The sequence below is a fragment of the Duganella sp. 1224 genome (assembly GCF_013408245.1).
Taxonomy (GTDB): domain Bacteria; phylum Pseudomonadota; class Gammaproteobacteria; order Burkholderiales; family Burkholderiaceae_D; genus Rugamonas.
In genome coordinates this window covers 75,971-96,650 of record NZ_JACBYS010000005.1, presented here as the reverse complement: position 1 = coordinate 96,650, position 20,680 = coordinate 75,971, and the positions used below count along the sequence as shown (strand labels likewise).

Genomic DNA, 20,680 nt, shown 5'->3' with positions numbered 1-20,680 from the left:
GTTCGTCCTGCGGCAAAACCGCTGTCGCATCTTTCAGAATGGCAACTTACAAGCTACCTACCAGGCTCATGCCGTTGGCGCCGAACTGGCTGCCCACCAGCGTGACGTCGTGCGCCATGGCCATGGTCAGGTCGTAGCGGCTGTGGTGGTCCAGATAGGCGTCCCACTTGGCCAGCGCCGCGCTGTCGGCCTGCTGGCCAAGGTTGCGGTACAGCTGGTTGACGAAGGCCGTGTCGTCCAGCCCGCCGAAACGCTGCTGGAACTCGGCCGACTGCAGGAAACCGGCGCCCAGCGCACTGCCCTGCAAACCGCTGCCCAGCCACAGCAGGAAGCCGCCGATATCCCCGGCGCGGCCCAGGGTCAGGTGGTACAGCATGCCCAGTTCCTGCAGCGTGGCGGCGCCGGCCTGGGTGAAGCCGAGGTCGCGCGTAACGCCATTGAATTCGCCCAGCTCGATCTGGCGGATGGTGTCGAGGCCGCCGTCCGGTTCGGCGATCATGACATCGCCGGCCGTGCTCAGCGCCAGGCTGTACTGGCTGGCGTTGCCGCTGTAGACCACGGTGTCCGTGCCGTCGCCGCCGACCAGCAGGTCGTTGCCGGCGCCCCCCTCCAGGCGGTCGTTGCCGGAATGGGCGATCCAGCCGTGCTCGCTGGTCAGCAACTGGCCGCCCAGCGCCAGGCCGTTGCCGCTATCGTAGATGGCGCGGTGCGCGCTGCTCAGGGCGATATCGGCAAACACGCCGGCGCGGGTCGCCAGGTCGCCGTTGGCAGCCGCGTCCAGGCGCGCCAGGTATGGCGCCAGCGCTGCCGCGTCCGGCGCCGTGCCCAGCGAATTGGTCAGCAACCTGGCCACGAAATCATGGTTGTTCAGCGCCATGACGCCACTGGCCGCCTCGGCCGAGCCGAGTATGCCCTGCGCCTGCAGCTGCGTGTTCAGATTGGCGCTCAGCCAGTTGTTCAGGCCGGCCAGATCGGGCGCGCGGTCGAAGGCGGCGTGGTACATCAGGGACAGCATGTCCAGCTGGGCGGCGCTGCCGTTGACGAACTTGAGGATGGCTTCGCCCTGGTTGAGCTCGGCCGCGGTCAGCGTCTCGGTGGCGGTGGCGCTGGCCAGCGCGGTCTGGTGGAGCGCCACCACCTTGCCAGCCTTCAGGTAGAACTGCCACTGGCCGCTGTCGCTGCGGCCGCCCTGCAGCACGTCGTTGCCGGTGCCGCCCAGCAGCGCATCGTTGCCACCGCCGCCGGCCAGCCGGTCGGCGCCATCGCCGCCGTTCAGGTAGTCGTTGCCGGCCGCCGTCAGCAGCAGGTCGTCGCCGCCATTGCCGTACAGCGTATCGTCGTCGCTGCCGGTGGTCAGCACGAAGCGCTGCGCCTCGCCGTCGCCGATGAAGAAGTTGTCGCCGGCGCCGCCCAGCACCGTGGCCTGGCCGATGATGGCGGCGAAGTGGACGTCGTCCAGCTGCAGGCCGATGCCCTGCGGCAGCGCGCGGGCGTCGATCACCAGCGCGGTGGCGGTGTTGTCCGGCGCGCCGGCGTGCTGCGGCCCGCCGCTGGCCACGCCGCCGGCCGCGACCAGGTCGCTGCCGTCGATAATCGCCACGGCATCGGCCGTGTTGGGCGACGCGCTCATGGTCAGCGTGGCGTGCTGCAGCTGCACTTCCGGCCGCAGCCCGGCCAGGAATTCCTGCGCCTGCGCCTCCATCGCCACCCGCGTCGCCTGGCCGGCCGTGGTGTGGTCGTCGATGCGGCCGATCAGGTCGGTCAGGGCGACGGCGCCGCCCAGCAGCGCGGCCGGCCCCTCGGCCGCGAAACCGACGCCCAGCGGCACGCTGACCACCAGGCTGGTGCCGGGGTTGCCGCCGCTGGCGGCGATGCCGATCGGGATGTCGGCCAGGTGGGCGTGCGTGGTGTTGCTGTCCTCCGGCCGCGCCGCCGTGATGTTGGGCACGCTGATGGTGCGGCTCGGCAGCCCGGTGCGGCCATCGATGCCGGTCAGGGTGCTGATCTGCACCCCGTCCACCGTCGACGGCGTGCCCGGATTGACCGGCGTGTTGGTGTTGACCGGCACCACCAGCGGGGTGGCGGCGGCGCTGCTGTTGCCGGCGGTGTCGCTGAACAGGCCGCCACCGACGTTGACCGTGATCGGCGTGGTGCTGTTGAGCGGCGGCGTGACGGTCACCGTGTAGGTGGTGCCGCTGCCGCTGAAGCCGCTGACGGTGCCGCCGGTGACGACAATGTCGGCCGCCGTCAGCACGCCGGGGTCGCTCAGCGTCAGCGTGATGGTGGCGCTGCCGCCCTGGCCCACCGATGCCGCGTTGCTGCTCAGGGTGACGGTGGGCGCGGTGGTGTCCAGCGTGTACTGCAGCGTGCGGGTGGTGCTGATGTTGCCGGCGGCGTCGGCCACCCGCATCATCAGCGCGCGCGTGCCGGTCAGCAGCGTGCGCGTCAGCGACCAGGTGGTGCCGCTGACCGACGCCAGCTGCCAGGTCTGGCCGCTGTCGACCGACACCTGCACCACGTCGCCTGCCGCCAGCGGCGCGCTCAGCGTGCCAGTCAGCGTCTGCGCCGGGTTGTTGGTGATCAGGTCGCCGCCGGTGCCGCTGTCGCTGGAGAAGGTGACGCCGCCATTGGCCTCGGCCACCGGCGCCACCGTGTCGATCTGCAGCGACGGGATGGCGGCGCCGTTGCCGGGGTTGCCGGCGGTGTCGGTGTAGCCGTTGACGTTGACGCTGATGGTGGCGCTTCCGACCGCCACACCGGCGGCCGGCGTGAAGGTGGCGGTGTACACGCGCGGATCGCTGGTCGCCGTCAGCGCTCCCATGGTGCCGCCGCTGGCGGCAATGTCGGCGCCGCTGAAGCCCACCGGCGGCTCGGAGAAGGTGAAGGTGATCACGGCCGGCTCGACGCCGTTGGCCACCGCCACGTTGCTGCTGATGGTCACCGTCGGCACGCTCTGGTCGAACACGTACGGGGCGCTGGCGGCCGGGCCGCTGTTGCCGGCGGCGTCGGTCACGCGCACCTGCAGCACGCCGCTGCCGCTCAGCGTGTGCGCCAGCGACCAGCCGTCGCCGTTGCCGTTGACGGTGGCGCTCTGCCAGGTGGTGCCATTGTCGAACGACACCTGCACCGTTTCGCCCGCACCCAGCGGCACCGACAGCGAGCCGCTGACCACCTGCGACGCGGCCGACGTGATCAGGTCACCGCTGACGCCGGTGTCGTTGGAGAACACCGGCGTGCCCACGGCCGCCGACAGCGGCGCCAGCGTGTCCAGGCTGAGCGACGGCATGCTGCCGCCCAGGCCGCCGTTGCCGGCCAGGTCGCTGTAGACGTTGGGCGCCACGCTGATGACGGCGCTGCCGGCGTTGACGCCCGGCGTCGGCGTGAACACGGCGCTGTACACCAGCGGATTGGCGGTGGCGGTGAAGCCACTCAGCGTGCCGCCGCTGACGCTGACGTCGCCGGCCGCAAAGCCCAGCGGCGCCTCGCTGAAGGTGAAGGTGATCTGCGCGGTGTCGCCGATCTTCAGCGACGCCAGGTTGCTGCTGATGACCAGCGACGGCGCGGCCGCGTCGATGCTGATCGGGCTGCCGGTGGCGGCAGCGCCGGCGTTGCCGGCGGTGTCCACGTAGCTGCCGGCCAGCACCGAGACCGCGGCCGGCAGCGTATAGCCGTTGGTCGGCGTGAACTGCGCGGTGTACACCAGCGGGTTGGCGGTGACGCCAAAGCCGCTGATGCTGCCGCTGCCGGGCGGCAGCACGATGTCGCCGGCGCTGAAGCCCTGCGGCGCCTCGCTGAAGGTGAAGGTCAGCGTGGCGCTCTCGCCGGCCTTGAGGCTGGCGGCGTTGGCGCTGATGGTCAGCGTCGGCGCCGTGTTGTCCAGCACGTAGGCGGCCGCGTAGGCGGCGCCGTGGTTGCCGGCAGCGTCGGTCACGCGCACCTGCAGGGTGCCGCTGGCGGTCAGCAGGGCCGGCGTCGCCAGCGCCCAGGTGACGCCGCCCACCGCCGCCGTCGCCGTGACCCAGCTGGCGCCGTTGTCGATCGACACCTCGACGGCCTGGCCGGCCTGGACGTTGGCGTCCAGCGTGCCGCGGATGGTCTGCACCGCCGCGGTGGTGATCAGGTCGGTCGCGCTGACGCCGGTGTCGGCGCTGAACTCCACCGTGGCGATGCCGGTGTTGGGCGCCTGCGTGCTGTAGCTGATCGGCGCGATGGCAGCCGCCAGGCCGGCGTTGCCGGCGCCGTCCAGGAAGCTGCCGGCGGCCACGGCGATGGTGCCGGTGCCGGCGGCCACCCCCGGCGTCGGCGTGAACAGCGCGGTATACACCAGCGGATTGGCGGTCTGCCCAAAGCCGCTCAACACACCGCCGCTGACGGCAATGTCGCCCAGCGTGAAGCCGACCGGCGCCTCGCTGAAGCTGAAGGTGATGGTGGCCGACTCGCCGATCTTCAGGTTGGCGGCGTTGCTGCTGATGGCCAGCGACGGCGGCGCCGTGTCGACCGTGATCAGCGGCGCACTGGCGCCGCCGCCGGCGTTGCCGGCGAGGTCGGTGTACTTGCCCGGCGCCAGCGTCACGCCGGCGCTGGCGCCGGCCAGGCCGGCAGTCGGCGTGAACAGCGCCGTGTAGACCAGCGGGTTGGCGGTGGCGGCAAAGCCGCTCAGCGTGCCGTTGGCCGTCGTCAGGTCGCTCTGGGTGAAACCGGTCGGCGCCTCGCTGAAGGTGAAGGTCAGCGTGGCCGCCTCGCCGGCCTTGAGCGCGGTGGCGCTGCTGGTGACGGTCATGGTCGGCGCCACCAGGTCCAGCACATAGCCGGCCGAGAACGGCGCGCCGTGGTTGCCGGCGGCGTCGCTGACGCGCACCTGCAGCGTGCCGCTGCCGGTCAGCGCCTGCGGCGTCAGCGCCCATCGGCCGGGACCGGTGGTCACAGCGCTCAGCCAGGTGTTGCCGTTGTCCAGCGACACCTCCACGTATTCGCCGGCGCCCACCGGCGCGCTGAGCGTGCCGCTGACAACTTGCGCGGCGACATTGGTGACCAGGTCGCTGCCGCTGGCGCCAGCGTCGGCCGAGAAGCTGACCGACGCGGCGGAAGCGGTCGGCGCCAGCGTGTCGACCGCGATCGGCGCGCTGCTGACGCTGGCGCCGGTGTTGCCGGCGGCGTCCGCATACACGCTGCCGGCCACGCTGATGATGGCGTCGGCGCTGGCGATGCCGGCGCCCGGCGTGAAGGTGGCGGTGTACACCAGCGGGTTGCTGGTCGCGCTCAGCCCGCTCAGGCTGCCGTTGCTGGCGCTGACGCTGCCCAGCGCGAAGCCGCTCGGCGCGTCGCTGAAGCTAAAGGTGATGGTGGCGGTCTCGCCAGCCTTGAGGGTGCTGGCGTTGCTGGTGATGGCCAGCGTGGGCGCCAGCGTGTCGACGCTGATCAGCGGCGAGGTGCCGCCGCTGCCGTCATTGCCGGCGGCGTCGGTGTACAAGCCGTTGTTCAGCGTGACGCTGGCAGTGCCGTTGAAGCCCGGCGTCGGCGTCAGCACCGCCGTGTACACCAGCGGGTTGGCGGTGGCGGTAAAGCCCGTCAGTGTGCCGCCGCTGGCGGTCACGTCGCCCGCCGCGAAGCCGGACGGCGCCTCGCTGAAGGTGAAGCTGATGGTGGCGCTCTGGCCGGCCTTGAGCGCGCTGACGTCGCTGCTGATCGTCACCGTCGGCGCGGTCGTGTCGAGCACGTAATTGTGGACAGTGACGGCGCCGTGGTTGCCATTGGCGTCGCTGACGCGCACCTGCACGGTGCCGTTGCCGTTCAGCGTCTGGCCCGACAGCGCCCACGAATTGCCGCCGGCCGTGGTGGTGGCGACGGTCCAGCTGGCGCCGTTGTTGAGCGACACTTCCACCACGTCACCGTTGGCCAGCACGCCGCCGTTGAGCGTGCCGGCGATGGTTTGCGCGGCGGCTTTGGTGATCAGGTCGGTGCTGCTGCTGCCGGTGTCGGACGAGAACAGCAGCGTGCCGCCGCCCAGCGCCGGCGCCAGTGTGTCGACGCTGATCGGCGGTGAACTGGCGCCGGCGCCGGCGTTGCCGGCCAGGTCGGCGTAGGCGCCGGCCGTCACGCTGACCACCGCGTTGCCGCTGGCGACGTTGGCCGCCGGCGTGAACAGCGCCGTGTACACCAGCGGATTGGCGGTCTGCACCAGGTTGCTGACGGTGCCGTTGGTGGCGCCGATGTCGCCCAGCGAGAACGCGGCTGGCGTTTCGCTGAAGGTGAACGTGATGGTGGCGGTGCCGCTGCTGTTGAGCGAACTGGCGCTGCTGGTGATGGCCAGCGTCGGCGCCAGCGTGTCGATGGCGATCGCGGTCATCGTGCCGCCCACGCCGAGGTTGCCCAGGGTATCGGTGAAGGTGCCGCTGTTGATGCTGATGGCGCCGCTGCCATTGGCCACGCCGGCGTTGGCGGTGAACACCGCCGTGTAGATCAGCGGATCGGCGGTGGCGCTCAGCCCGCTCAGCGTGCCGCCGCCGACGGTGATGTCGCCAATGGCGAAGCCCACCGGCGTGCTGCTGAACTTGAAGGTGATGTTGGCGGTGTCGCCGGCCTTGAGCGCGGTGACGTCGCTGAGGATGGCCACGCCCGGCGCCACCGTGGCATAGCTGATGGCGGGCGTGGCGCCGGCCAGGCCGCTGTTGCCGGCCAGGTCGGTATAGGCGCCCGGCGCCACCGCCACCACGCCCACGCCGGCGGTCTGGCCGGCGGTCGGCGCGAACACCGCCGTGTACACCAGCGGATTGGCGGTGGCGGTGAAGCCCGTCAGCGTGCCGCCGCTGACCGTCACGCTGGCCGCGCTGAAGCCGACCGGCGCCTCGCTGAAGGTGAAGGTGATGAGCGGCGTGTCGGCGCTGTTCAGCACCGCCTTGCTGGAGGTGATGGTCAGCGTCGGCGCGTTCTGGTCCAGCGTGTAGGCGGCGCTGTAGGCGGCGCCGTGGTTGCCGGCGGCGTCGCTGACGCGCACCTGCACCTGCTGGCCGGCGCCGCCGCTCAAGGTCTGGCCGGCCAGCGACCAGCCGTTGCCGCCGGCGGTGGCGCTGGCGGTGGTCCAGGTCACGCCGTTGTTGAGCGACACCTCCACCGTCTCGCCGCCCTGCAGGTTGGCGCTGAGCGTGCCGCTGAGCGTTTGCGCGGCAACGTTGGTGACCAGGTCGGCGGCGCCGCTGTCGTTGGAGAACACCACGCTGGCGCCGGTGGTCAGCGGCGCCTGGGTGTCGACGCTGATGCCGGGCGAGCTGGCGCCGGCACCGGCGTTGCCGGCCTTGTCGGTGTAGCCGCCGGCGGTCAGCGTGATGTTGTCGGTGACGCCATTGACGTTGGCCAGCGGCGTGTAGGTGGCGCTGTAGACCAGCGGGTTGGCGGTCGCGCTCAGGTTGCTCAGCACGCCGTTGGTGGCGCTGATGTCGCCCAGGTCGAAGCCGCTCGGCGCCTCGCTGAAGGTGAAGGTGATGGTGGCCGTCTCGCCGGCCTTGAGCGCGCTGGCGTTGCTGCTGATGCTGGCGGTGGGCGCCGTGGTGTCCAGCACATAGGCGAACGACGACACAAGGCCATGGTTGCCGGCGCCGTCGGTCACGCGCACTTTCAAGGTGTCGCTGCCGCTCAGCGTCTGGCCGCTCAGGCTCCAGGTGGTGCCGGCATTGGCGGTGGCGGCGGTCCAGGTGGCGCCGTTGTCCAGCGACACCTCGACAAACTCGCCGCCGCCCAGCGGCGTGGCCAGCGTGCCGCTGATGGTCTGGCTGGCGGCGTTGGTGACCAGGTCGGTAGCGCTGCTGCCGCTGTCGGCCGAGAACACCACGGTGCTGCCCACTGCTGCCGGCGGCAGGGTGTCGATGGCGATCGGCGGCGTCACCGTAGCGCTGTTGCCGTTGCCGGCGGCGTCGGTGAAGGCGCCGCCGGCGATGGTGATGCTGGCCGCCGTGTTCTGGATGCCGGCGGTGGGGGTGAAGGTGGCGGTGTACACCAGCGGATTGCCGGCGCTGACCGTCAGGCCACTGAGCGTGCCGCCGGTGGTGACCACGTCGCCAGCCGTGAAGCCGAGCGGCACCTCGCTGAAGGTGAAGGTGACCAGCGCCGTCTCGCCGGCCTTGACCGCCGTCACGTTGCTGGTGATGGCCACGCTCGGCGCCAGCGTGTCGATGGCGATCGCCGGGCCGGCGGCGCCGCCGCCGCTGTTGCCGAAGGCGTCGGTGTAGGCGCCGGCAGCGACGCTGATGTTGGCCGTGCCGCCGCCCACGCCGGCGCTGGGCGTGAACACCGCCGTGTACACCAGCGGGTTGGCGGTGGCGCTGAAGCCGCTCAGGGTGCCGTTGCTGTGGCCGATGTCGCTGACGTCGAAATTGGTCGGCGGCGTGCTGAAGGTGAAGGTCAGCGTGGCCGCTTCGCCGGCCTTGAGCGCGACATCATCGGCGGTGATCACCAGCGACGGCAGCGTGGTGTTGATGACGATTGGCACCGTCAGGCTGGCCTGGCCGTTGTTGCCGGCCGCGTCGATGTAGCCGCCGGCGTTGACCTTGACGGTGGCGGTCACGCCCAGCTGGCCGGCCGACGGCGTGAAGGTGGCGGTGTACACCAGCGGATCGGCGGTGGCCGCCAGGCCGCTGATGCTGCCGCCGGTGACGGTCAGCGACGACGCGCTGAAGTTGGCCGGCGCCTCGCTGAAGCTGAAGGTCAGCGTGGCGGTCTGGCCGGCGTTGAGCGCGCCGAGATTGCTGGTGGCCAGCACCGTCGGCGCCGTGGTGTCCAGCACATAGGCGGCGCTGGCGGCGGCGCCATGGTTGCCGGCGGCGTCGTTGACGCGCACCTGCAGCGTATTGCTGCCGCCCAAGGTGACGCCGGCCAGGCTCCAGTTGCTGCCGCCGACGGCCGCACTGGCGTTGCTCCAGGTGACACCATTGTCCAGCGACACCTGCACCGTCTCGCCCGACACCAGCGCCGCGCTCAGCGTGCCGCTGACGGTCTGGGCGGTGGCGCGCGTGACCAGGTCGGTGCTGCTGACGCCGGTGTCATTCGAGAAGCTGAAGCTGGCGCCGGTGGTGGTCGGCGCCACCGTGTCGATGCTGACCGGGGGCGAGGCGCCGGCGCTGCCGCTGTTGCCGGCCAGGTCGGTGTAGTTGCCGCCGGCCACGCTGATGCTGGCCGCGCCGCTGGCGATGCCGGCCGACGGCGTGAATTGCGCCGTGTACACCAGCGGATTGGCGGTCACGCTGAAGCCGCTCAGCGTGCCGCCGCTGACCGCCACGTCGCCGGAGGTGAAGCCCAGCGGCGCCTCGCTGAAGGTGAAGGTGATGGTGGCCACGTCGCCGGCCTTGACCGTGGCCAGGTCGCTGGTGATGGCCAGCGTCGGCGCCTTGGTGTCGACCAGAATCACCGGTGTGACGCCGGCGCCGCCGTTGTTGCCGACGCCATCGGTGTAGCTGCCGCTGGTGACGGTGATCGAGGCCGGGCCGCTGACGTTGGCGCCGGGCGTGAACAGCGCCGTGTAGACGCCGCCGCCCTGGTTGGTCAGGCCGCTGATGGTGCCGCCGGTGGCAACGATGTCGTTGGCCGCGAAGCCGGTCGGCGGCGTGCTGAAGGTAAAGGTGATATTGGCGGTTTCGCCGGTTTTCAGCGTGGCGGCGTCGCTGGTGATGACCACGCTCGGGCCCAAGGTGGTGATCGAGATCGCCGACGAGGTGGCGCCACTGCCGTTGTTGCCGGCCAGGTCGGTGTAGCTGTTGGCGGCCAGCGAGACGCTGCCCAGCAGGCCGCTGAGGCCGCTGTTCGGCGTGAACTCCACCGTGTACACGCGCGGATTGGCGGTGGCAGTGAGATTGGCCAGCGTGCCGCCGACGGCGCTCAGGTCGTTCAGCGCCAGGCCGTCCGGTGTTTCGCTGAAGGTCAGCGTGATGACGGCGCTCTCGCCGCTCTTCAGCACGCTGACGTTGCTGCTCAGCGACACGGTCGGGGCCGTGTTGTCCAGTACATAGGCGCTGCTGCTGACAGCGCCGGCGTTGCCGGCCGCGTCCACCACGCGCACCTGCAGCGTGTTGCTGCCGGTCAGCGTCTGGCCGGCCAGCGACCAGGCCGCGCTGCCGGCGCTGCCGCTGGCGGTGGTCCAGCTGGCGCCGTTGTTGAGCGAGACCTCGACGTGTTCGCCGGCGGCCAGGTTGGCGCTCAATGTGCCGCTGATGGTCTGCGCGGCGGTCTTGGTGATCAGGTCGGTGGTGCTGGCGCCGGTGTCGGCCGAGAACGCCACGCTGGACGAGATGGTGGCGGGCGCCGTGTTGTCGATCGCGTAGCTGGCGCTCAGCGGGGTGCTGCTGCCGCCCGGATTGCTCACGCGCACCTGCAGCGTGCCGCTGCCGCTCAGCGTCTGGCCGTTCAGCGTCCAGCTGGTGGCGCCGGTGGCGGCGCTGGCGGTGACCCAGCTGGCGCCGTTGTCGAGCGAGACTTCGACCTTCTCGTTGCTCTGCAAGGCGCCGCTGAGCGTGCCGGAGATGTTTTGCGCGGCGGTCTGCGTGATCAGGTCGCTGTTGCTGATGCCGGTGTCCGACGAGAACGCCACGCTGAGCGCGGTGGTGCTGCTCGGCACCGCCGACACCACGGTGGTGGCGCTGTTGCTGACGATGACGCTGCCGTCGTTGATGGCGACGGTGAAGGTGGTGGTGGCGCTGACGCCGGTGGCGCTCTTGAACACCAGCGCCTGCAACGCCGCCTGCGCCGCGCCCGGCGCCACCGCCGACAGCGTGTAGGTGACGCCGCCATCGGTGGTGACGAAACCGGAGGCGCTCAGCGAGGCTGGCGTGAACGCGCCCTTGGCCGCGCTGTCCGGCGTGATGGTGACGATGACCGAGGCGCCAACGTCCGGGTCGCTCAGCGTGACGCCGGAGAACGGATGCAGCGTGCCGCCGGCTGTCATGTTTTGCGCCGCCGCCGTGCCGCCCAGCAGCGGCGCGTCGTTGACCGAGGTGGCGGTGATGACGGTGGCGGTGTTGGTCACGCTGGCGCCGTTGGCGTCGGTGGCCACCAGCGTGAAGGTGGTGTTGATGCCGACGCCCACCGCCGCCTGGTTGGCGGTGGGCGTGAAGGTCAGCGCCTTCAGCGCGGCGCTGAGCGCTGACGGCGTGGCCGCGCTCAGCGTGTAGCTGCCGTTGGCGCCGGACAGGCCGGTGCCGCTCAGCGTGCCGTTGGCGGCGTTGAAGCTGATCGTCATGCTGACGTTGTCGCCGTTGACGTCGGCCACGCTCACGCCGGCAAACGGCTTGATGGTGGCGTTGTCGCCGACGCCGGCGGTGGCGGCGCCGCTGATGGTCGGCGCGCTGTTGCTGGTGTTGTTGACCACCACGATGGCAGCGCTGACCGCGGTGTTGGCGTTGCCGACCACCGAGTTCCAGTCATCGCCCGCCGACAGCGCGTAGGCGGTGCCGCCGGCCGACACGGTGCCGTTCTTGTTCAGCAGCGCCTCGACCGCCGCGATGTCGGCGCCCGTCAGCGTGACCGAGAACGAGGTGGCGCTGGTGACGTCGACATTGCCGCTGGTGCTCAGGAAGCGCGTGGCGCCGCCCTCACCGGTCAGGCCGATCTTGGCCACGGTGATGTCGTTGTTGGCGCCCGCCACGCCCACCAGGTTGTTGCCGGTGACGGTCAGCACGTGGGTGGCGGCGTTGTAGCTGGCCGAGGTGATGGTCGGCAGCTGCACGTTGGAGACGGTGATCGGGTTGCCGCTGAGGTCGACGCCATTGCTGAGGTTGCCGTCCCAGTTGGCGGCGGCGCCGAGGTTGAAGGTGGTGCCGTCGACGCTGGCGCCGCCGTTGTTGTTCAGCAGGCCGCTGAGGGCCAGCTTGTCGGCCGCGTTCAGCGTGATCGAGGCCGAGGTGGTGCTGCTGGCGCTCACCACCGACGAGGTCAGCGTGTAGGTGGCGCCGTTGGCGCCGGTGACGGTAAACTTGGTCGGGTCGATGGCGTCGCCGGCGCGGATGCCGACCGCCGTCAGGTTCAGCACGCCGGTGGCGGCGTTGTAGGCGGCCGAGGTGAGGGTGTTGGCCGGCCGCGCGTTGGCGATCTGCAGGTCGTCGATGCCGACCTCGACGCCCAGCACGTTGACAACACGGATGCCATAGATACCCTTGAAGTCCGCCATCGAGGCGAAATTCAGCAGCCCGTACTCATTCACCAGCAGACTGGGCAGCGAGACGCCGACGCCGGTCGGCTGGTAGTTCGCGTCCAGCGCGTACACGGTGAACATGATGGGGCCGGTGAGGGCGCCGATCAGGTTGCCGCTGCCGAGGTTGATGCTGACGGCGTCGAACACGCCGCTGTTGGCGCGCAGGTCGACGTAGCTGACCGGCGACAGCAGCGAACCGTTGACGGTCAGGCGGTCGTCGGTGACCGGCAGGCCGATGACGTTGACACCGTTGGTGTTGGCGATGGTGACGCCGCCGCCGGCCGAGCTGCGCGCGTACACGTCCAGCCCGAGGCCGAGGATGTTGTCGGCGTGGACCACGGCGCCGGCCGCCAGCCCGGTCGAGTTCAACAGCGTGACGGTACTGCTGGTGCCAAAGGTGATGGTGCCGTTGTTGCCGTTGTTGACCAGCGCCAGGTCGGCCTGGTAAGCCTGCTGCGCCTGCTGGGTCAGGGCGGCCGCCGAATCGATGGCGCCGCTGTGGTATTCCAGGTCCCAGTCGCCGTGCAGGCCAGTGATGTCGGTCGAGGCCGCCACATCGGCGCCACTGACGTGGGCCAGCGCGTCGACAAAGCTCTGGCCGGCCACGCCGGCCGCCACGTCGCAGCCGAACAACAGCAAGTCGCCGTCGTCCTTGAGCGCCGCGCCCCATTCGCGCACGGCGGCCTGGTAGCGCTCCAGCTGGGCGCTGTCCAGCACCGTGTTGCCCAGTTGAAGCCGGCCCTCGGCGCCGTGGGAAACGATCTGGATGCTGTCCAGGTCCTGGTAGTTGCGCAGCACGGTGGCAATCTGTTCCACCCCGTCGCGCCATGAAGCCAGTTTCACGATCAAGACATCATCGGCAACGTCGGCCACCAGGGCGTCGGCATTGGCCACGCCGGCATCGATGAACAGCACCGCGCTGTACGGACGGTCTGGGTTACTCATATTGCCTCTCCGCATCATTCCTACCGATGACCGATTATGAGTATCTTCAAAAGGATCACAAAATTTTCCGGTTTGCCAAACGTTTTGTCCTGAACAGCAAACGTGGGGGTCGGCTGGCGCACGGAGCACGGGCGGCGCTTTTGTTAAAATGCTCTTCTTGCCGCCTTTCGGCGAGTTCCGCCAATTTCGGTTACTCTCTGCACCAATAATTTATTTGCTGCACCAGAAAGGATTTCAAATTGCCAACTCTTTTGACACGACGCCTGGCCTTGCTGGCCGAAGAAAAACACCGCGCCGTGCTGGCTGGCGGACTGCGGGGCATCGAACGGGAGACCTTGCGCGTGGACCGCGCCGGTCATCTGGCGCGCACGCCCCATCCGGCGGCATTGGGATCGGCTTTGACGCATCCGCAAATCACCACCGACTACGCTGAAACCCTGCTGGAATTCATCACCCCAGCCGAACAGGACATTGGCGCCACCATCGCCAAGCTGGACGGCATCCACCGCTACGCCTACAGCAAGCTGGGCGACGAGCTGCTGTGGAGCCAGTCGATGCCATGCGAACTGCCGGCCGAGGAAGACATCGAGATCGCCTGGTACGGCACCTCCAACCTGGGCACGCTCAAGCACGTGTACCGGCGCGGCCTGGCGCTGCGCTATGGCAAGGCCATGCAATGCATTGCCGGCATCCACTACAACTACTCGCTGAACGAGGGCCTGTGGCGCGTGCTGGCCGAGCACGAGGCCAGCGAACAGCCGGGCGCCAAGCGCCTGACGCCGCGCGCCTACCAGTCCGAGGCCTACCTGGCCACGATCCGCAACTTCCGCCGCTACAGCTGGCTGCTGATGTATTTGTTCGGCGCCTCGCCGGTACTGTCGGCCGGCTTCCTGCGCGGCCGCCCGCACAAGCTGGAGACGCTGTCGGCCGACACGCTGTACCTGCCCTACGCCACCAGCCTGCGCATGAGCGACCTCGGTTACCAGAACGACGCCCAGTCCGGCCTGCGCCCGCACGAGAATTGCCTGGACAGCTACGTGGCCGCGCTGACCAAGGCCGTCAACCAGCCCTACGAGCCCTACGCCAGGCTGGGCACCAAGCGCGACGGCGAGTGGATCCAGCTCAGCACCAACGTGCTACAGATCGAAAACGAGTACTACTCGACCATCCGCCCCAAGCGCGTGATCCAGACCGGCGAGCGGCCGATCCAGGCGCTGTGCGCGCGCGGCGTGCAGTACATCGAAGTACGCTGCATGGACGTCGATCCGTTCGAGCCAGTGGGCATCAGCGAAAGCGCCGGCCGCTTCCTCGACGCCTTCCTGCTGTTCTGCGCGCTGGAAGACAGCCCGCAGACCACGCCGGAACAAGGCGCGCGCTACACCGAGAACTTCGCCCGCACCGTCAAGGAAGGCCGCCGTCCGGGCCTGACGCTGCACAACGGCGAAACCGAGGTGCCGCTGCCGGTGTGGGGCGCCGACCTGCTGGAACGCATCCGCCCCGCCGCCGCCCTGCTCGACGCGCTGCGCGGCGACAGCGTCCATGGCGACGCGCTGGCGGCGCAGTCGCTCAAGCTGAACGATCCGGCGCTGACGCCATCGGCGCAGGTGCTGGAGGCGCTGAAAGCGCACGGCAACTCGTTCAACGCCTTCGCGCTGGCGCAAAGCGAGCGCCATGCCGCCTACTTCCGCGGCCACCCGCCGAGCGCCGACGAAGCGGCCTACTTCGACAACCTGGCGGCCGTCTCGCTGGCCGAGCAGGCCGAGATGGAAGCGGCGCCGCAAGCCAACTTCGACGACTACGTGGCGGCCTACCGCAACAGCAATCTGTGCCAGTCGCGCCAGGACTGCGACTGAGCGGTCATGCTCACCTTCTACAACGAGCTGCACGCGCAGCACCAGGGGCGCCACGAGATGTTTCGCGGCGAACTGGTGCCCTGCTTTGAAAAGCCGGCGCGGGCGGACGCGGTGCTGGCGGAACTGGGCCGGCGCGGGCTGGGACGCATCGTCACGCCCCACGGCGTGCCGCTGATGTCGCTGGAGCGGATTCACACGCCGCGCTACCTGCACTTCCTGCGCAACGCCTGGAGCGAGTGGGTGGCGCTGGATCCGGCCAACGCAAAGAAGGACGCGTTCCCGTCGGTGTGGCCGGTGCGCACGCTGCGCAGCGACATCGAGCCGGACAACTTCGCCGCGCGCATGGGACTGTACTCGATGGACAGCGGCACGCCGCTGACGGCCGGCACCTGGACCGCCGCCAAGACCGGCGCCGACTGCGCGGTGAATGCGGCGCACGCGCTGCGGCTGGGCGAACGGTCGACGTTTGTGCTGAGCCGTCCGCCGGGGCACCACGCCGGCAAGGATTTCTTTGGCGGTTACTGCTTTCTGAATAACGCCGCGCTGGCGGCGCAGCATCTGCTGGACGACGGCGCGCGCAAGGTCGCCATCCTCGACATCGACTACCACCATGGCAACGGCACGCAGAGCATCTTCTATCAGCGCGAGGATGTGCTGTTCGTTTCGATCCATGCCGACCCGCGTGGCGAGTACCCGTTTTATCTCGGTCATGCCGATGAGCGCGGCGAGGGCGCGGGGATGGGATTCAACCTGAACCTGCCGCTGGCGGCGGGCAGCAGCACGCAGGCGTGGTTCACGGCGCTGGAGACGGCGTGCATCCGCGTCGGCGGCTTTGCGCCGGATGCGCTGGTGGTGTCGCTGGGGGTGGATACGTTTGCGGGGGACCCGCTGTCAAAATTCAGCCTGCAGACGGCCGACTACCTGAAGATCGGCGAGCGGCTGGCGTGGCTGAACGTGCCGACCGCGTTCATTTTCGAAGGTGGGTATGCGGTGAAGGAGCTCGGGGTGAACGTGGTGAACGTCCTCGAAGGCTTCGAGACGGCGCTGTAGCGACCCCGAACCCGGCCACCGGCGGCGGCCCGGGGTCAGACCCCGCACGGGGTCTGACCCCTTCGGTTTGAGGGGTTAGTAAACATCACGGCGGTAGCGGCCGCTGGCCGAGAGTTGCTCCAACCCGTCAGCCCCGAGGATGTCGCCCAGCGCCTCGTGCACGCCGCCGGCCATGCCTTGCAAGCTGCCGCAGACGTACACCACCGCCCCCTGCGCAATCCACTGCCGCAAGCTCGCGGCCCGATCGCGCATGCAGTCCTGCACATAGCCGCCGCCAGTCACATCGCGCGAATACACCAGGTCCAGCTCCGGCAGGAAGCCCTGCTGCCGCCACCCTTGAATCTCCTCCGCGCACACTGCGTCATACGCCTGCTGCCGCTCGCCGAACATCAGCCAGTTGCGCCGCGCCCCGCGCAGCACCCGGTCGCGCAAATGCGAGCGCAAACCGGCGATGCCGGAGCCGTTGCCGATGTAGATCGCCGGCGCGTCATCCGCGCAGGCGTCGAACGATGGATTGGCAACCAGCCGCACCCGCACCTCGTCGCCAATCGCCGCCACCTCGGTCAGCCAGCCGGAGGCCAGCCCCAGCCCCCGCTCGCACCGCACCTGCCGCACCACCAGTTGAATAACGCCATCGCGCGGAATCGACGCCAGCGAATAACGGCGCGGCGCCGCCTCGGCGCCATAATGGCCCGGCCACACGTCCAGCAGCGCGCCCGGACGCCAGCCCTCGCCCACCTCGCCCGATAGCGTCATCTCATACAACGGCAGGCCGATGCTGCCGGGATTGAGCAGCACCCGCTTGTGCAGGCGCCAGCGCACATACTCTTCATCCCCGGCGGCGGCGCTCAGCGCCACCTCCGCCGCAGTGGCGGCGCCCTCGCCCATCAACCCGCGCAGCGCGTTGCCCCAGCGGGCCAGCGCGCCGGCGTCGCCGTTATCGACCTCGATCATCGGATGCAGCGGCTGCGCGCCCATGAAGGCCAGACGCTGATCCAGCGCGCGGCCAAAGCCGCAGAACTGCGCGTAGTTGCGGTCCCCCAGCGCCAGCACCGCGTACTGCACATGACGCAGCTCCTCCTTGGCCGCATGCAGCAAGCGGCTGAAGCGGCGCGCGCTGTCCGGCGCCTCGCCCTCGCCAAAGCTGCTGGCGACGAACAGCGCGCGGCGGTATTGGCCCAGCTGCGGCGGCGTCAGTTTTTCCAGCGACTGCAGGTGCACCGCCACGCCGGCCTTCTGCAGCGCGGCCGCGCTTTGCAGCGCCACGCGCTCGGCCTGGCCGGTCTGGCTGGCGTAGGCCAGCAGCACCGGATCGCCCTGCGCCACGCCGGCCGGCGCCGTCGCGGCAAACTGCGCCAACTGCGCGCGCTCGGCGCGGGCGATGCGTTTCTGCTTGCGGCGGTTCAGGTACAGCATCCAGCCGGTGATGCCAAAGCCCGGCAGCGCCAGCGCGGCGATGAACACGATCAGCTGGCCGACCACGCCGAAGTAGGTGCCGAGGTGTAGCGGGTAAATGGTCGATTGCAGGCGCGCGCCCACCGGCTTGTCGGCGTACAGCTCGTTCTTCAGCAGCGCGCCGGTCTGCGTGTTGATGCTCATGCTGCTGCGCGCACGCACGTGCGGCGCGTCCTTGGCCACCCACAGAATCTGCAGCGGCGCGCTAGCGCGCTCCGGCGGCCGCACCAGCGCCATCTGCCAGTCCGGCGCGGTGCGCTGGAAGGTGGTCCATGCTGGCGTCAGGTCGGCCGCTTCGGTTGCCGCGGCTTTCGGCGGCTTGGCGCCTTTCGGTTTGGGCACGGCCGCCTCGCGCGGCGGGCGCAAGGTACCCATCCAGCCGTCCGCCATGTCGCGGATCGGATCGAAGGCCCAGTACACGCCGGACACGGTGAACACCATGAACACCACCAGCACCCACGTACCCGCCACCGAGTGCAGGCCCCACAGGAAGGAGCGGCCCTTCATGCGCGCATCGAAGGTGAGCCAGGTGCGCCAGTCCCACACGCGGCGCGGCCAGCGCAGATACAGGCCGGTCAGGGCCAGGCCCATCAGGCAGAAGGCGAGCACGCCGCTGACCATCTTGCCCGGCTCGCGCGGCAGCAGCAGGAAGCGGTGCAGCTGCTCGGTCCATTCGAAGAAGCCCTCGTATTGCAGCGCCGGCAGCAGCGCGGCATTGTAGGGATTGAGATAAATCGTGTCACCCTTGCGCTGGCCCGGCGGCGGCGCCAGGCCGATGCGGGCGCTGGAACCCGGCGTGTTGTACAGCGTGATGCTGGTGACGCGTTCGTGCGGCTTGTACTGGCGCGCGGCCTGCGCGAACTGCTGCGGCGTCAGCACCGGCGCGTTTTGCACGGCCACCGTGCGCACGCCGGGATTGAGCGCGTCCAGGATCTGTTCGCGGAAGGCGAGGATGGCGCCAGTCAGGCCGATCACCATCAGGACCGTGCCGGCCGTGATGCCGACAAACCAATGCAGCTGGAACCAGAGCTTTTTCACAGGTCCACCTTCACACTCAGCTTGATCAGGCGCGGCGCGCCGGACGCCAGGCGGGTGCCGGCGCCGGCCCAGTACTGCTTGTCGGCCGCGTTGTCCACGTTCAGCTGCCACACGGTCTGCTTGCCCATGACGGCGCTGGCGTAGCGGGCGCCGGCGCTGAACAGCGTCACGCCGCCGAGGAAGGCCTGGTCCAGGTCATTGACCGGACGGCGGCCGGTGTAATACGCGCCGCCGTTGAACGACAGGCCGGGCAGCGACGCCAGTTCGTACGCCAGGAAGGCGCTGGCGGTCTGCTTCGATGCGTTCTCCGGCAGCTTGCCGTTGTAGGCGGCGTTGATGTGGCGGAATTCAGGATCCAGCAATTGCGCCGACGATTGCCACGACAGCTGGCGCGTCAGCTTGCCCTGCGCGGACAGCTCCAGGCCGCGATAACGCTGCTCGCCGTCGGCGGTGAAGACGTTGGCGGTGTTGGTGTAGTAGCCGGGGCGCGTGATGTCGAACAGCGCGGCCTGCAGCAGCGTGCCGCCGGCCACGCGCCAGCGCGCGCCGAGTTCCTTCTGGCGGCTGACGCCCGGCGCCATGCGCTCGCCGACGTTGGCGCTGCCGGTCGGCGCGGTTTCGCCTTCTTCCAGCCCTTGCGACGACGAGGCGTAGAACGACAGGTCGTTGTTGAATTTGTAGATCAGGGCCGCCATCGGCGTGGTCTTGCTGACGTCGTAGTGGTTGGCGCCCTGGTCGCTGCGGTACTGCACGCTGCGCACGCCGGCCACCGCTTGCCAGTTGGGCGAGAAGGTCAGGCGGTCCAGCGCATATAGGCCCTGATCGCGCGAGTCCAGCGCCGCCGTGGTGGGCGCGCTGGGATAGGCGCTCACGGTGTAGCTGGTGATCGGCACCGGGTTGTACAGGTTTTGCGAGGCGATCGCGTAGGTGGCCTGGTAGATCGGGTCCTGTCCCTTGTCGGTGCGGGTGGCGCCGAAGGTGACGTCATGCTTGACCGGGCCGGTGATGATGGTGCCGGCCAGTTCGGCGCGCAGCATGTCGGAATCGACTACGCTGTGCTGCAGGTTGCCGGTGATGCGGCCGGCGCCGGTGGCCAGCGCGGCGGCATTGGTCAGGCGGAAAATGGCAAGCGCGCGGTCGCGTGCCGTTTCAGAATGGCCGGCTTCCACGGTCAGCGCCCAGTCGTCGCTCAGCGCGTAGTCGGCGCGCAGCAGGATGTTCCTGGTTTCGGCGTCGAACTTGGCCCAGTCGGGGCCGATCAGACGCTTAGGATCGACCGCGCGCGGCAGCGTGATCACGCCATTGACGGCGGTCGGCAACTGAATGCCTGCCTGCTCGGTGACGCGGCGCTTGTCGTATTCCAGGTCGGCCTTCAGCAGCAGGCGCGTGTTGACGCGCCAGTCCAGCGCCGCCGAGGCGAACTTGCGGTTGCCGTTGCCGACGTTGTCCAGATAGGAGCCCAGCGTGCCGCCTGCCGCGTTGATGCGCACGCCCACCTGCTGCCGCTCGCCGAAGCGGCGCGCCACATCGGCGGTGGCGACCGCGCTGCCGTTCTGGTCGACCGTCATGCCCAGCGTGGTGACCGGCGCCGCGCCGGCGCGCTTGGTGACGAAGTTGACCACGCCGGCCGGCGAGGTAAAGCCGTAATACAGGGCGGTGGCGCCTTTCAGCACTTCCACGCGCTCCTTGTCCTCCAGCGGCACCTGCGAGAAGTTCATGATCGGCAGCGAGCCGTTCAGGCGGTAGTTGGTGCGGTTTTCCACCGCGATGCCGCGTATGACCAGCTGGTCCCATGTCTCGCCGCCGTTCTGCTGGCGGGTGACGCCGGCGGTGTTTTTCAGCGCGTCGTACAGGCCGCCCGCCGCCTGCAGCTCCAGCACCTCGCGCGTGACGACGTTGACCGTGGCCGGCACGTCCATGATGTCGGCGCCGCGGAAGCTGCCCGCCTCCACCGTCCGGGGCGCGAAGCCGTCGGCGCGCGCCGCCGTCACCTTGACGGCTTGCAGGACTTGCTCATCCTGCGCAAACGCAGGCAAGGCGGCGGACAGGGCGAGGCAGAGAGGCAGGTGACGCATGGCATGGATCGGAATGATGAATGCCAGCAATTCTACACGGAATGAGAATGATTATCAATTAAAGAGAGCGCGACGCCAACCCCAGAGGATGG

The 20,680-nt window shown here is 69.5% G+C and carries 5 protein-coding genes; 2 read left to right on the top strand and 3 right to left on the bottom strand.

Features of this window, described 5'->3' with window-relative positions:
- Positions 1–46: 46 nt before the first annotated feature.
- The gene (locus tag FHW58_RS20480; RefSeq protein ID WP_179675027.1) at positions 47–13,117 is read right to left on the bottom strand and encodes an Ig-like domain-containing protein; all 13,071 of its coding nucleotides are present in this window, start codon (positions 13,115–13,117) and stop codon (positions 47–49) included.
- Between the two features lie 239 nt (positions 13,118–13,356).
- Between FHW58_RS20480 and gshA the strand changes: the two genes are divergently transcribed.
- Both gshA and FHW58_RS20470 read left to right on the top strand, forming a co-directional pair.
- Complete coding sequence (gshA, locus tag FHW58_RS20475; protein WP_179675026.1) at positions 13,357–14,970, top strand: glutamate--cysteine ligase; 1,614 nt, start codon at positions 13,357–13,359, stop codon at positions 14,968–14,970.
- 6 nt (positions 14,971–14,976) lie between these two features.
- Complete coding sequence (locus FHW58_RS20470) at positions 14,977–16,020, top strand: histone deacetylase family protein (protein ID WP_179675025.1); 1,044 nt, start codon at positions 14,977–14,979, stop codon at positions 16,018–16,020.
- A 75-nt stretch (positions 16,021–16,095) separates the two neighbouring features.
- Here the strand turns inward: FHW58_RS20470 and FHW58_RS20465 are convergent, their stop codons facing one another.
- On the bottom strand, positions 16,096–18,513 hold the full coding sequence (locus tag FHW58_RS20465; RefSeq protein ID WP_179675024.1) for a sulfite reductase flavoprotein subunit alpha: 2,418 nt from the start codon (positions 18,511–18,513) through the stop codon (positions 16,096–16,098).
- Positions 18,510–20,588 (bottom strand): TonB-dependent siderophore receptor, encoded by a 2,079-nt coding sequence (locus FHW58_RS20460; RefSeq protein WP_179675023.1) that lies wholly within the window; start codon positions 20,586–20,588, stop codon positions 18,510–18,512. Before FHW58_RS20460 ends, FHW58_RS20465 begins: the two co-directional genes overlap by 4 nt.
- Positions 20,589–20,680: the final 92 nt, after the last annotated feature.

Excerpts from the sequence above, each read along its gene's own strand:
- FHW58_RS20480 (WP_179675027.1), bottom strand. The coding sequence starts at position 13,117 with ATGAGTAACCCAGACCGTCCGTACAGCGCGGTGCTGTTCATCGATGCC.
- FHW58_RS20470 (WP_179675025.1), top strand. The coding sequence starts at position 14,977 with ATGCTCACCTTCTACAACGAGCTGCACGCGCAGCACCAGGGGCGCCAC.
- FHW58_RS20460 (WP_179675023.1), bottom strand. The coding sequence starts at position 20,588 with ATGCGTCACCTGCCTCTCTGCCTCGCCCTGTCCGCCGCCTTGCCTGCG.